Below are 14,125 nucleotides of genomic sequence, written 5' to 3'. Positions count from 1 at the left end.
CAATCAAAAGGATTACTTTGATTTTTAGCGCGTTGATAGGATTTATTGTATAATTGAAGCATGACAAAACAAGCAAAAAGACAATATAAAGCCGTCATTGCCGGCAAGAAATACGTTATTTCCGGTCATGCGAGCATTCCTCATTTTAAAGCAACCGAAGAATTGATCAATAAGCAATTTGCCCAAATAGCCCTTGTGGCGCCAAAACTTGCACCTTTAGATCAAGCCACATTGGTGACGTTCAATGCGATTTCTGATCAACTGTACAAGCAAGCAGAAATAGATGATTTGCAGCAACAAGTTGCGCGATTGCAGGTCGAACTTGACAAGAAGCGTAACGAAATACCTACGCAACCTAAGGCTAAAACAAGTGCCGTGTCAAGTATTATTGACACGGCAAAGCAGGAAAGTCGTTCGCGTACTTCGAATCAAATCTTTAAGCGTACTGAACAATGATCATACTAGGATTATCGTTTTTATTCGTGTTGTTGTGGATTTTTTCTGGGTATCGTCAAGGGGTCATACGTGCAGTGTTGCGCGTTGTTTTGTGGGTAGTGGTATGGTATATTGCCATCAAATTATCTCAGCCAATTGGCCAATATTTGACCCATCTTGTTTCTGGGCAATTTGTTCGTACAACAATTCCCGAATCAGTCGTTGGGGATGGATCACAGTTTTTAGCTTCTGGTCTTATTTTTGGTTTGATTATCATTATTGGTGGTCTACTCAGTCATGCGATTTTGAGAACGTTTAAAATTGTACGACGTTTACCGATTCTTGGTTGTTTAGATGGTATTTTAGGTGCACTATTTTGTGGGCTCATTGGTGCAAGTATTGCCTTCTTTGTGCTCGAACTATTATCAGTTGTTCCCAATACATGGGTGCAAGATCAATTTTTAAACACACCAATGCTTAATACCATACTGGATAAAACGCCATTTTTGGCTGACCAAATTTACCATTGGTGGTTATAATTTTTTAGGAAAAATAGATGAACAGTAAAGTTTTAGAAACACTTGAATACGACAAAATTAAATCCCAATTAGCGGCATTTTTAGTGACATCATCAGGACAAAAGGAAGGTCGCGAATTACTGCCAAGTATTGATGAGCAAGAAATCAATTATTGGTTGCAAGAGACAGCTGATGCTGTTTTAATTGATCACCTCAAGGGTGGCATTCCACTTAGTAAATTAGCTGATATCAGCGCTCATTTGAAGCGTTTGACTATGCAAGCGTCACTAAGTGCAACTGAAATTTCTCAGGTAGGTCAAGTGCTACGTAATACAAGCACAATCGCTAATTTTTTTGTACAAATGCAAGACGAAACGATTGGTGAATCATTGCATGTGCTACCAGAACAGGCGGCAAACTTAGCAACGTTACCTGATGTAACACGACTGATTCAAATTGCTATTGACGAAACCGGTCGCATTAATGATGAGGCTTCTTTTGAACTAAAATCTCTGCGCGGGAAAATTGTGGGTAATGAGAATGCGGTTAAAAATCAAATGCAGGCGTTTACGCGTGGTAAATCTGCTCAGTATTTGAGCGATCCTATTGTCACGATTCGTGCGGATCGCTATGTCATACCGGTCAAAGCGGAGTATCGTCATCAATTTGGTGGCGTTGTTCATGACCAAAGTCAATCTGGTTTGACACTGTACATTGAGCCACAGTCGGTTGTTGATTTAAATAATAAAATTAGTGAATTGCGCGTTAAAGCACACGCGGAAGAACAGCGGGTGTTACAGGAATTATCAGCTGAGCTAATGCCATACGTGACTGAAATTCAACGTAACGTGTCGATTCTCGGTCACTTTGATTTTGTAAACGCTAAAGCCCGATTGGCTGCAAAATTAAATGCTATGCAACCACTCGTTAATCCAGCCAATCATATTTCATTGTCACAGGCTTGGCACCCATTACTTGATCAAAAAGTTGCTGTGGCAAATGATATTGCGATTGGTGAGCATTATAAGACTATTATTATCACGGGACCTAACACTGGTGGTAAAACAATCACCATTAAAACATTAGGATTGTTACAATTGATGGCACAATCAGGATTGTTTATTACGACAAAGCGACCATCAACTGTCGGTATTTTTAAAGAAGTTTTTGCAGATATTGGCGACGAACAATCTATCGAACAAAATCTATCGACATTTAGTTCGCACATGGCAAACATCGTGTCAATGCTAGATAAAATTGATGACAAAAGTTTAGTGATTTTTGATGAACTCGGTGCCGGTACCGATCCGGCTGAGGGGGCTGCGTTAGCAATCGCTATTTTGGATAAAGTTGCGAGCCTAGGTGCTTATACGATTGCCACGACGCATTATCCTGAATTAAAGTTATATGGTTATAATCGACCTGAAACACAAAATGCATCGATGGTGTTTGATGTTGAAACGCTACAACCAACTTATCAATTTTTGATGGGTGTCCCTGGGCAATCTAACGCTTTAGCGATTGCTAAGCGTTTAGGATTTGGTGAGGATGTGATTGGTGCAGCGACATCTTTGACCAATGACTCAGATCAAGATCTGAACAATATGATTGCTGATTTGGTGGCGCAACGTGACGAGGTAAAAAAGAAAAATGTATCATTGACTAATCAGTTAAAAGATACAAAATCCCAGGCCGAAGCGTTACGTGACAAAGAAATGCAACTTGAAAAAGATCAAGCACGTATATTGTTAGATGCCAAAAATGAAGCTAATCACATTGTTGCAGCTACCAAAAAGAAAGCAGAGCAATTAATTAGTGAGATTCGTCGAGAACGTTTAAATGGTGGTGCAAAAGCCACATCTACTGAGCAAGAGTTGCAACAAAAGAAAGGGCAACTTGATAATTTACGTCAAAATGTGAGCTTGGAAAAGAATAAAGTACTTCAAAAAGCCAAAAAGGCCAAACAGTTATCACCTGGAGATGACATTACCGTACAATCCTACGGGCAACAAGGAACGCTTGTCAAAAAACACAGTAATGGCCAATGGGAAGTAGAAATGGGCATTTTAAAGATGTTAGTTGATGAAGACGACATTGTAAAAACTGAGGCGACAATCAAGGCTCAAAAGGAAAAGTCGAAGCAGAGACAACAAAAAATGACGCGCACCAAAGCGACAGGATCGGCACGCGCTACGGTCAAATCAACGCTTGATTTACGAGGTATACGCTACGAAGCTGCCCTTAGCGAGCTTGACAAATACCTTGATACAGCGGTATTGGCTAATATAAGTCCGGTTGAAATTATTCACGGAAAAGGAACAGGTGCACTACGACAAGGTGTAACAGAATTTTTACGATCAGACCGGCGTGTTGCGTCTTATCACTTTGCTAACGCGAATGCAGGCGGTGATGGCGCAACAATTGTGACACTTAAGTAAGCAAAGTGCTTACTTTTTTTATGGTCAAATTTTGTCCGTGCTTTTGTATTTGATTCAAAAAAGTGCGACAATTAGTCTTGTGTCATTTTGAGATGTAACCCTATTTTAGTGGTTCATATTGAAAAAAGTGAGGAGAAAAAATAGGCATGATTGAGAAGTATTTTAACTTAAGCGCTAATCACACAACGATTAGAACTGAGTTTGTGGCGGGATTAACCACATTTGTGTCCATGGCGTATATTTTGTTTGTTAACCCCAGCGTTTTAGGTGCTGCAGGCATGGATAAGGGGGCTGTGTTTACCGCCACAGGGTTAATTGCTGCGATTGCCACAATATTTATGGGTATCGTTGCAAAGTATCCATTTGCCATCGCACCGGGCTTGGGAATCAATGCTTTTTTTGCTTATTCTGTTGTTTTAGGGATGGGTGTTAAGTGGCAAACGGCCTTGGCTGCTGTGTTTGTTTCTGGAGTCATATTCTGGCTGTTAACTATTTTTAAAATTCGTGAGGTCATTATTAATGCGATTCCTGCTGATCTAAAATCAGCAATTGCAGGTGGTATTGGTCTTTTCATCGCCTTTTTGGGGTTGTCTGATGGCGGTATTGTTGCTGCCAATAAAGACACAATCATTGGTTTTGGCGATTGGAGTAAGCCTGCGACATTACTGACAATATTTGGTATTTTGGTAACGTTTGCTTTATTTGCGCGCCATGTTCCCGGCGCAATTTTCATTGGATTAGTGATTACTGCTGTTGCTGGTTTAATAATCGGACAGGTTCACGCGCCCACTGAAATTATTAGTACAGTGCCTAGCTTAAAGCCGACATTTGGACAAGCAATTTTTGGATTGAAAGACCTTGGCTCATTACAAATGTTAGTTGCTGTTGTGACTTTCTTATTAGTGGCTTTCTTTGATACCGCTGGTTCATTAATTGGTGCTGCTCGTGCAGGTGGTTTTTTGGTTAATAATGAATTACCCAATGCAGGGAAAGCGCTAATGGCTGACTCAATTGGTATGCTTGGTGGTTCGTTGCTTGGTACTTCGCCTACAACAGCCTATATTGAATCATCAACAGGAATAGCTGTTGGTGGTCGAACAGGATTGACTAGTGTTTTCACAGGGATTTTCTTTATACTGGCATTAGCATTTTCACCATTACTAACTGTGGTGACATCACAAGTCACAGCACCTGCACTGATTGTTGTAGGCGTGTTGATGGCTGGTAGTTTGGGCAGCATTGATTGGGAAGATTTTCCAATGGCTGCGGCAGCTTTTCTCACAGTGCTGGGAATGCCGTTATCGTATAGTATTTCAGATGGCATTGCTTTAGGCTTCATTGTTTATCCATTTTTAATGTTAGTGACTGGCCGTGGTAAAGAAGTTCATCCAATTATGTATGGTTTAGGCGCAGTCTTTGTAGCGTTTATGGTTATTCTACAAATTGGCTAAACTAAAAAAGATTGTCCGCCAAAGGACAATCTTTTTTAGTTAATGCCTTGCATTAAGCGATGTATATAACGTGATAAGAAGACGAGAACAATACCCAATACAATGGTTCCTGAACCAAACCAGAAAAAATAACCAACTTCATTTTTAGCACTATACAATGTAACGAGTTGTGCGTTAAGCGCAGAACCTACTGCACTGGATAAAAACCACATCGACATCATTTGTGAATTAAAGGCTTTTGGTGCCAACTTTGTCGTGACCGATAGGCCAACTGGAGAAATCAACATTTCACCAACAATGACTAGTGCCCATGAACCGACTAACCAAAAAGGTGAAACTTTAACATCTGTCCCAAATAGGGAACCGGGAACGGCCATGAGCAGAAAGCTTGATCCAGCAAACATTAAGCCAATTGCAAATTTCATTGGTGATGTTGGCTGCTTTTGCCACTTTGACCACACAATGGCAAAAAATGGTGTGTAAAGCATGATGAAAAATGGATTCAAAGATTGGAACCAAGAAGCTGGAAAGAAAGATAAATCAACGCGTTCTGCAGCAAAAGTAGCTAACACAATGGCACCTTGCTCTTCGATTGCCCAAAATAAAACAGCGGCTAAAAATAATGGAATATAAGCAATTACTCTGGAACGCTCTGATTTGGTTACTTTCTTGGAAGAAATCATGGTGATAAAATAAGTGACTGGAATTAAAATGGCAACAAGGGTTAGCAAATTAATGAAATCAGGTAAACTGTTCCAACCAACTAATATCATACCAACAATGATCAAAATTAATGCCGTAACGCCCATAATTATCTTTGTTAATAGGGGTTTAATTTCATTTTCAGATAGTGGGTCACTCGGCTGCATTGTTGTGGCCGACAAGTTTTTATTTGCACCGAAATGATACTGTATTAAACCAATGAACATGCCGATAGCGGCCAAAGAAAAGCCAACGTGGTATCCGGCCATTTCTTGTGCTTTTCCAACTAATAATGGTGCAACGAAGCCACCCAAATTAATACCAAAAACGAAAATAGAGAAGCCAGCGTCACGGCGTTTGTCATCATCACTATATAATGAGCCAACTAACGTTGAGACATTGGGTTTCAAAAAACCAGTACCCAGTACGATAAGGATGACTGACAAAAATAATGCTTTGGCGCCAAATGGCGTTGATAAAGCAATGTGCCCAGCCATTATCAATACGCCACCCCAGAAAACTGTTCGACGTGGCCCGAGTATGCGATCGGCGACAAAACCACCAATCGCACCAGTGAGGTAAACCATTGAAGCATAAATGGCCATAATGGAAGCAGCCGTAGCACGACTAACGTTGAGTTGACCGTCAGCGATTAATGACCACATATAGTAGAGTAGAATGGCGCGCATGCCATAATAGGAAAATCGCTCCCACATCTCTGTCATAAACAGTGTGAGTAATCCACGTGGTTGTCCTAGAAACTGTTTTTCTTTGACTTTCAAAAGTCTCTCCTTTTACCTTGTAAAAATAACTAATGTTAATAAATAGGCATTTACAAGATTTTTATTAAAAGTAACGATACCAGTCTACGCCTATTCTGTGAAATATTCAATCCTTAATATTTTCACTGATTTTAAAAAATTGAATTAAAACGGGACACCATTAGTGAGGTTGGTTGTTTTATAGTATAATCAAATCAGAATAAATTAAGGACATTTTATGGCAAACGAAAAATTTGATGCTTCGGCATTTTTATCATCACTCTTTCACTACGCACGAGATTTTAACTACAATCATATTATTTTTGATGCAAATCGTTACAAAATCTCGGTTAATTTGGTACGGAAATCATCAACTTATGGCAATGCTGAGATGTTTTATGTTTCAGCAGATCCTAAAGCTTTTGCACCTGTCATTTCACGTATTAATAGTGCGATTGAAATTGCTGAGTTAGAGGGATCACAACAAGCAACCATTAAAACACCGCTATTGGCCCGCGAAGATCAGGTGTTTCAATTGAGACTAAAAGAATTTGGAAACGGTAAATATAACTTAGATCTCAGTATATAAGGAGGAGGTTGTTTCATGGTCAGATGACCATTGAGACACAAAATGTTATGAAACAAGGCAAATCAGCACAAATTAAAAAGATGCGTCACGTACAATCTAAACAAAAGTTAACCTCAAGGAAAACAATACCAGCCTTCAACTATGATGAGTTTGCAGGCTTTTTGAGGGCACGATATTTTTTGACGCATCGCAATAAATATGCACCGGAAATCTTTGAAGTAGCCTCATTCTTTCTTGATGATGTTATTGCTACTATGGTCCAACAACATTTTACGCAATTTACCAGTAATGAACGGGCAACGATTAATTTAAATGAAACGATGCAGGCTGCCTTAGTTAATAGCGACGACCGTGATTGGCGTTATTTTGTTTTACTAGTACCGGTGCTATTTGATATGCAACAATTTTTGGTCAAAGAAAGCCAAGTCAACGATCGTTTTGTTGCGCAGACGACCAATTTTGATGTTAATTTTTGGCGTATGATTATGCGTACAGTGATGGCAATCAACTTTTTCAAGTGGCAAGGTAAAGATGTTTCAGAAATGATGAAAACATCAAATGCTATTGATACCTTACAATTTAAGTTTTTGAGCGAAAATGATGACGATGATGATTTTAATATGGCAGTTATTGCCGAAACATTTCGTGGTTTAGAACCAAAAATGAAGCCACTCAAAGTTTCAGAAGCATTCTTAAAGTCCAATGACACTTTAACATCTGAAGAACTTCAAGCTGAAGAAGCATACGCAGAAAAACGTCTCGCACAATTTAAAGAAAACTCAGTTAAAGGTGTTGTGAGTGAGAATGTCATCAACTTATTGCACGCATTTCATGTTGGTATTGCTAAAGAGTATAATCTAACGCACGAACAATGGGATGCTAATGTGTTGAACGATTTTGTGCAACAACATTTGATGGCGTATTGGACGCCACAATGGTCGGACCTAGATGGCATCGGCGGTGAGGTCAAATCTTACTTGAAGTTCTTAAGTCAAAAAAAAGCCATCACAGGTTTGGGCAAAATTGTGAGTGGCATTATAGATCTTGATCATTATATTGATGTTGCTGCGATTAATAGCTTATTGCGTCAATTAAATGGTTCGGATTTGGAAAAACTTGCCTAAAAAAACACGTACAGATAGTAACAACCAAAGTTAGATGCCATTCTATCTCTTTGTGTGGGTACGACTGACGTGTTTTTTTAGGCTTTGCAGTTGATGAGTAGCGTGATATGGCGAATTGTCCCTGGAATAATTATCATTGATTGATGCGTTTTTATGGCATGCAACCAAAGTTGACCGGCTTGTGTTTGGTACACATAACCTGTTAATTCGGTGATTTCTTCGCTCAAGAGGGATTGGTTAATCTGAATTGTAACAGGTTCATCTTGGTTGATGGCGCATGTCAATCTTGTGATGATTTGATTAGCAGTGAGTTGGCGCTTCAAAGGAACATGCTTTTTCGGTGTAAAAAGCTGCTTTAATCCTTTTAACATACGACCTAACGGTGACCTAAATTGATGGCGTACAATATAATTTTGCATATTCATCTACTCCACTCGTAATTGATTAATTCCATCATACGAACAAATGTTCAAAAAAGCAATATTTTTATGGACTCTTAATAATTTCTTGAATAATTTATTAGGCTTTGTCTGTTGATAAAATTGGAAAATTTGTTGATAACCACAAAATGTGTCCATGCGAACAAATATTCAATCATCCAGCTCGATACATATATTTATTGAATTATAGGTCGAAAATTGGTATAATCAGTCTATTAGTTTATAAAGAGGAAAATTATGACACAGCGTGGTTTATTGATTGTGCTTTCTGGCCCATCTGGGGTGGGTAAAGGAACTGTTCGCAAGGCGATTTTTGAAGAAGATGGAATTGATTTTCAATATTCCATTTCAGCAACAACGCGTTCGCCTCGTAAGGGTGAAGTAGATGGTGAGGATTATTTCTTCGTGACACGCGAACAATTTGAAGAAAGAATTAATAACGGCGACATGTTAGAATATGCCCAGTATGTTAATAATTACTACGGCACCCCTAAGAGCTTTATTGATCAAACACTTGCAAGTGGTAGAGATGTTTTCCTTGAAATTGATGTTCAAGGGGCACTTCAAGTAAAATCTAAAATGCCTGAGGGTATTTATATTTTCTTAACGCCACCAGATTTAACAAATCTGCGTTCGCGATTGGTTGGTCGTGGCACTGATTCTAGTGAAGTGATTGAAAAACGTGTGGCAGCAGCTCGTGATGAACTTAAAATGATGATAAACTACGATTATGCAGTTGAAAATGATGTTGTATCTCGTGCAGTTGATCGTATTAAGGCCATAATTACGGCTGAACGTTTGCGTGTCACACGCGTATTTGAACAAATTTAATTTAAGGAGAATATAAATGTTATTATATCCATCAGTTGATAAGCTCTTAGAGAAAGTTGATTCGCGGTACAAGTTGATTGCGCTAGGAGCGAAGCGTGCGCGAGAATTAGATGCTGGTATGCCACCAACGCAAGAGACATTTAAATCCAACAAATCAGTTGGACAAGCACTTGAAGAAATTGAAAATGGGGATGTTGTTATTGATCCTGATTTTGAAGACGAAGTTTAATTTATTTAGGAGACAACATACAACATGGCAGAATTTCCACAATTAGAACCACAAAATTTTGCGGGCCCAGTGGCGACGTTTGACACTAACCACGGTGCTATTAAGATAAAGCTGTTTGCTGATTTGGCGCCAAAAACGGTTGAAAATTTTACAACCCATGCTAAAAATGGCTACTATAATGGTGGTATTTTTCATCGGGTTATCCGCGACTTCATGATTCAGGGCGGCGATCCTGACGGTACGGGAATGGGCGGCGAAAGCATTTGGGGCAACAGCTTCGAAGACGAATTCAGTGAACAATTGTTTAATGTTCGAGGCGCTTTATCAATGGCTAATGCTGGTCCAAACACAAATGGATCACAATTTTTCATTGTCCAAGCGTCTGAATTTCCCGCCCAAATGGCTTCTGCTCTGAAGAATGTTCCATCAGAAATGGCGGATTATTATCGACAAAACGGTGGTACGCCATGGTTAGACGGTAAACATACTGTTTTTGGTCAAGTTATTGAAGGCCTTGATGTAGTTGACAATATTGCCAAAACACAGGTTAATATGATGGATAAGCCCAAAGAAGATGTTGTTGTAAAGACAATTACAATTGCAGGTGAGTAACCTGCTTTTTTTGTGCACTTGAACGGACTACACGTGAAATTAATGGTCGTGATATAATAATTTGTAGAGGTTAATTACATGTCATATTTTGTTGGGCAAAAACTAAAAGGTAGAATAACGGGTATTCAGCCTTATGGTGCTTTTGTGGCACTTGATGAACATACACAAGGGTTAATTCACATTTCTGAATGTAAATCAGGGGTTGTGCGAGATTTGAAGCATGAACTCACTCTTGGTAAAGAGGTGGAAGTGGTGATTATGGATATTGAACAATACAATGGCAAAATTAGCTTGTCATTGCGTCAAGAAGATATGCATGTATATGCCCAAGCGCCACTAATAAAAAACACCAACCTTCGCAAACGTTTTTGGACGAACTATCATTTGGATTATGGTTTCTCACCAATCGCAAATAAAAAAGAAGAATGGATTAAAGAAGCGTTGACACGCATCGGAAAGTGAAAAATAAAAAATGTCACTAATCGCAGCGACCGCAATCGCGGTCAAAGATAATTTACCCTACTTTTTGGTAGAAAAAACCAAAGATCAAACGTATCGTTTTTTTACAACGAAAATGCATCGGCATAATAATGATACGTCTTTGGGGTCAGTATTAAGAGGATTGAAGTCCCTAGGGCCTGTTGACTTTGATGACTGGCGTTTGGGAGAACTGACCAGTGTTTCAGGCGGTGATAGTTTAATGTCAATTTATTCGTTTGATGTTAAAGATATGCCGAAAATTGAAAAAGAATTGAATTATCAGCTAGTATTTGTACCGGCTAACAAAATTCATCCGCTGCTTGAAACCTTGCAAACAAAGGCTTTTGTAAGTTTTGAAGAATAAAACAGAAAAAAGGTATTGACAAAGGAAAAAAAGAGCGTATAGTTTTAATAGTTGTCCAAGAGGCAACGAGCCGAGAGTTTGAGCAAGTCAACGAAGAAAGTAGTTGACAAGACAAGAACAAGGTGATAAGATAATATAGTTGTCTCAAGGGGCAATAAGTAGCACATTGAAAACTGAACAAAACTTTGAACAAACGAATCTGTGGCTGTTACTTAGGTAACAAAAACAAATTTGCGAAGTCAATTCGTAACAAACAATAAACGGATTAGCGTTATAGAGAATATAGCGAAATAATCGTCAGTTTAATCGAAGAGCAATCTTCAAATTTTCAAATTGAGAGTTTGATCCTGGCTCAGGATGAACGCTGGCGGCGTGCCTAATACATGCAAGTCGAACGCACAGCGAAAGGTGCTTGCACCTTTCAAGTGAGTGGCGAACGGGTGAGTAACACGTGGACAACCTGCCTCAAGGCTGGGGATAACATTTGGAAACAGATGCTAATACCGAATGAAACTTAGTGTCGCATGATACGAAGTTAAAAGGCGCTTTGGCGTCACCTAGAGATGGATCCGCGGTGCATTAGTTAGTTGGTGGGGTAAAGGCCTACCAAGACAATGATGCATAGCCGAGTTGAGAGACTGATCGGCCACATTGGGACTGAGACACGGCCCAAACTCCTACGGGAGGCTGCAGTAGGGAATCTTCCACAATGGGCGAAAGCCTGATGGAGCAACGCCGCGTGTGTGATGAAGGCTTTCGGGTCGTAAAGCACTGTTGTATGGGAAGAACAGCTAGAATAGGGAATGATTTTAGTTTGACGGTACCATACCAGAAAGGGACGGCTAAATACGTGCCAGCAGCCGCGGTAATACGTATGTCCCGAGCGTTATCCGGATTTATTGGGCGTAAAGCGAGCGCAGACGGTTGATTAAGTCTGATGTGAAAGCCCGGAGCTCAACTCCGGAATGGCATTGGAAACTGGTTAACTTGAGTGCAGTAGAGGTAAGTGGAACTCCATGTGTAGCGGTGGAATGCGTAGATATATGGAAGAACACCAGTGGCGAAGGCGGCTTACTGGACTGTAACTGACGTTGAGGCTCGAAAGTGTGGGTAGCAAACAGGATTAGATACCCTGGTAGTCCACACCGTAAACGATGAACACTAGGTGTTAGGAGGTTTCCGCCTCTTAGTGCCGAAGCTAACGCATTAAGTGTTCCGCCTGGGGAGTACGACCGCAAGGTTGAAACTCAAAGGAATTGACGGGGACCCGCACAAGCGGTGGAGCATGTGGTTTAATTCGAAGCAACGCGAAGAACCTTACCAGGTCTTGACATCCTTTGAAGCTTTTAGAGATAGAAGTGTTCTCTTCGGAGACAAAGTGACAGGTGGTGCATGGTCGTCGTCAGCTCGTGTCGTGAGATGTTGGGTTAAGTCCCGCAACGAGCGCAACCCTTATTGTTAGTTGCCAGCATTCAGATGGGCACTCTAGCGAGACTGCCGGTGACAAACCGGAGGAAGGCGGGGACGACGTCAGATCATCATGCCCCTTATGACCTGGGCTACACACGTGCTACAATGGCGTATACAACGAGTTGCCAACCCGCGAGGGTGAGCTAATCTCTTAAAGTACGTCTCAGTTCGGATTGTAGTCTGCAACTCGACTACATGAAGTCGGAATCGCTAGTAATCGCGGATCAGCACGCCGCGGTGAATACGTTCCCGGGTCTTGTACACACCGCCCGTCACACCATGGGAGTTTGTAATGCCCAAAGCCGGTGGCCTAACCTTTTAGGAAGGAGCCGTCTAAGGCAGGACAGATGACTGGGGTGAAGTCGTAACAAGGTAGCCGTAGGAGAACCTGCGGCTGGATCACCTCCTTTCTAAGGATAATCGGAAAGCGACAGTGACTTAGATGTCAGTTCGTGCAGTTCAAAGTTTTGTTTAGTTTTGAGTGTGATACTGAAATAGGTATCATGTTCAGAAGTGATCCTATGGGGAATTAGCTCAGCTGGGAGAGCACCTGCTTTGCAAGCAGGGGGTCAGCGGTTCGATCCCGCTATTCTCCATAGCTAGTCGCAAGGCTAGCGAGTTGCACATTGAAAACTGAATAGTAACAAATTCTTTTAAAAACAATCGTAAGATTGTGATAAATGAACCGAGAAACAACACAAAAAAGTTCTTTAATAAAGAACGGTTTAATCGCAGGTCTGAAAAATGACCAACTCATAAACTTAAACAACAGTTTCGGCTGTTAGGTTAAGTTAATAAGGGCGCGTGGTGGATGCCTTGGCACTAGGAGCCGATGAAGGACGTGACTAACTACGATAAGCTTTGGTGAGCGGTAAGTACGCTATGACCCAGAGATTTCCGAATGGGGAAACCTAACTCGTAAGAGTTGTCTGTATCTGAATACATAGGATATTTGACGGAATACGCTGTGAACTGAAACATCTCATTAGCAGCAGGAGCAGAAAGAAAAATCGATTCCCTCAGTAGCGGCGAGCGAACGGGGAAGAGCCCAAACCAACGTGCTTGCATGTTGGGGTTGTAGGACTGATAAATAAGAGTTACAAAAGTGTTTTATAGCAGAACAAGTTGGGAAGCTTGGCAAAATAGGGTGATAGCCCCGTAAGCGAAATAAAGCAGACTCTTTTCAGGATCCTGAGTACGGCCGGACACGAGAAATCCGGTCGGAATCCGCGGGGACCATCCCGTAAGGCTAAATACTCCCTAGTGACCGATAGTGAACCAGTACCGTGAGGGAAAGGTGAAAAGCACCCCGGAAGGGGAGTGAAATAGTTCCTGAAACCACGACGCCTACAAGAAGTCAGAGCCCGTTAATGGGTGATGGCGTGCCTTTTGTAGAATGAACCGGCGAGTTACGGTATCGTGCGAGGTTAAGGTGGAAAGACCGGAGCCGCAGCGAAAGCGAGTGTGAATAGCGCGAATAGTACGATGCTGTAGACCCGAAACCAGGTGACCTACCCATGGTCAGGATGAAGGTGAGGTAAAACTTACTGGAGGTCCGAACCGGTGCATGTTAAAAAATGCTCGGATGAACTGTGGGTAGCGGTGAAATTCCAAACGAACTTGGAGATAGCTGGTTCTCTCCGAAATAGCTTTAGGGCTAGCCTCATTATAAGCATACTGG

At 41.0% G+C, this 14,125-nt stretch carries 13 protein-coding genes, 1 tRNA gene and 2 rRNA genes (1 of these 16 only partly in view); 14 read left to right on the top strand and 2 right to left on the bottom strand.

Going from position 1 to position 14,125, the window contains the following annotated elements; genetic code table 11:
- The first annotated feature begins 60 nt into the window (after positions 1–60).
- From zapA to ACI3ES_RS08445, 4 genes are all read left to right on the top strand, one after another.
- A complete protein-coding gene (gene zapA / locus ACI3ES_RS08460) occupies positions 61–456 on the top strand; it encodes a cell division protein ZapA (protein ID WP_114666873.1) in 396 nt (131 codons plus the stop codon).
- On the top strand, positions 453–974 hold the full coding sequence (locus tag ACI3ES_RS08455; RefSeq protein ID WP_114666872.1) for a CvpA family protein: 522 nt from the start codon (positions 453–455) through the stop codon (positions 972–974). The genes zapA and ACI3ES_RS08455 overlap by 4 nt, the downstream gene beginning before the upstream one ends.
- Before the next feature lie 17 nt (positions 975–991).
- Positions 992–3,391: an endonuclease MutS2 gene (locus tag ACI3ES_RS08450; RefSeq protein WP_114666871.1), complete on the top strand. Its 2,400-nt coding sequence runs from the start codon at positions 992–994 to the stop codon at positions 3,389–3,391.
- A 146-nt stretch (positions 3,392–3,537) separates the two neighbouring features.
- Positions 3,538–4,842 carry an NCS2 family permease gene (locus tag ACI3ES_RS08445; protein WP_114666870.1) on the top strand — a complete coding sequence of 435 codons (1,305 nt, stop codon included), beginning with the start codon at positions 3,538–3,540 and terminating at the stop codon, positions 4,840–4,842.
- Between the two features lie 35 nt (positions 4,843–4,877).
- Here the strand turns inward: ACI3ES_RS08445 and ACI3ES_RS08440 are convergent, their stop codons facing one another.
- Positions 4,878–6,326, bottom strand: a complete 1,449-nt coding sequence (locus ACI3ES_RS08440; protein ID WP_114666869.1) for a peptide MFS transporter — start codon at positions 6,324–6,326, stop codon at positions 4,878–4,880.
- Between the two features lie 217 nt (positions 6,327–6,543).
- Between ACI3ES_RS08440 and ACI3ES_RS08435 the strand changes: the two genes are divergently transcribed.
- Together ACI3ES_RS08435 and ACI3ES_RS08430 are read left to right on the top strand one after the other, a co-directional pair.
- Complete coding sequence (locus ACI3ES_RS08435) at positions 6,544–6,894, top strand: hypothetical protein (protein WP_114666868.1); 351 nt, start codon at positions 6,544–6,546, stop codon at positions 6,892–6,894.
- Positions 6,895–6,941: 47 nt separating this feature from the next.
- Positions 6,942–8,018, top strand: a complete 1,077-nt coding sequence (locus ACI3ES_RS08430) for a metaphase chromosome protein 1 (RefSeq protein WP_114666947.1) — start codon at positions 6,942–6,944, stop codon at positions 8,016–8,018.
- 77 nt (positions 8,019–8,095) lie between these two features.
- On the opposite strand, the gene ACI3ES_RS08425 is transcribed toward ACI3ES_RS08430, so the two are convergent.
- Positions 8,096–8,437: a hypothetical protein gene (locus tag ACI3ES_RS08425; RefSeq protein WP_114666867.1), complete on the bottom strand. Its 342-nt coding sequence runs from the start codon at positions 8,435–8,437 to the stop codon at positions 8,096–8,098.
- 258 nt (positions 8,438–8,695) lie between these two features.
- On the opposite strand from ACI3ES_RS08425, the gene gmk reads away from it, so the two are divergent.
- The 8 genes from gmk to ACI3ES_RS08385 form a co-directional block, all read left to right on the top strand.
- Entirely contained in the window at positions 8,696–9,289 is a 594-nt protein-coding gene (gene gmk, locus ACI3ES_RS08420) for a guanylate kinase (protein ID WP_080519261.1), read from the top strand.
- Positions 9,290–9,305: 16 nt separating this feature from the next.
- Complete coding sequence (gene rpoZ, locus ACI3ES_RS08415; RefSeq protein ID WP_004910609.1) at positions 9,306–9,518, top strand: DNA-directed RNA polymerase subunit omega; 213 nt, start codon at positions 9,306–9,308, stop codon at positions 9,516–9,518.
- A gap of 24 nt (positions 9,519–9,542) precedes the next feature.
- A complete protein-coding gene (locus ACI3ES_RS08410) occupies positions 9,543–10,130 on the top strand; it encodes a peptidylprolyl isomerase (protein ID WP_114666866.1) in 588 nt (195 codons plus the stop codon).
- A 78-nt stretch (positions 10,131–10,208) separates the two neighbouring features.
- Complete coding sequence (locus ACI3ES_RS08405) at positions 10,209–10,592, top strand: CvfD/Ygs/GSP13 family RNA-binding post-transcriptional regulator (protein ID WP_004910606.1); 384 nt, start codon at positions 10,209–10,211, stop codon at positions 10,590–10,592.
- A gap of 10 nt (positions 10,593–10,602) precedes the next feature.
- Positions 10,603–10,974: a hypothetical protein gene (locus ACI3ES_RS08400; RefSeq protein WP_114666865.1), complete on the top strand. Its 372-nt coding sequence runs from the start codon at positions 10,603–10,605 to the stop codon at positions 10,972–10,974.
- Between the two features lie 329 nt (positions 10,975–11,303).
- A 16S ribosomal RNA gene (locus ACI3ES_RS08395) occupies positions 11,304–12,854 on the top strand.
- 113 nt (positions 12,855–12,967) lie between these two features.
- Positions 12,968–13,040 (top strand) — tRNA-Ala (locus tag ACI3ES_RS08390).
- Positions 13,041–13,228: 188 nt separating this feature from the next.
- Positions 13,229–14,125, top strand: a 23S ribosomal RNA gene (locus tag ACI3ES_RS08385); it runs 2,018 nt beyond the window's last position.
- The 16S and 23S rRNA genes sit together here with 1 tRNA gene alongside, the layout of an rRNA operon.

Source organism: Leuconostoc falkenbergense (assembly GCF_045801155.1).
GTDB lineage: Bacteria > Bacillota > Bacilli > Lactobacillales > Lactobacillaceae > Leuconostoc > Leuconostoc falkenbergense.
This window is presented reverse-complemented; position numbering and strand designations above follow the sequence as displayed.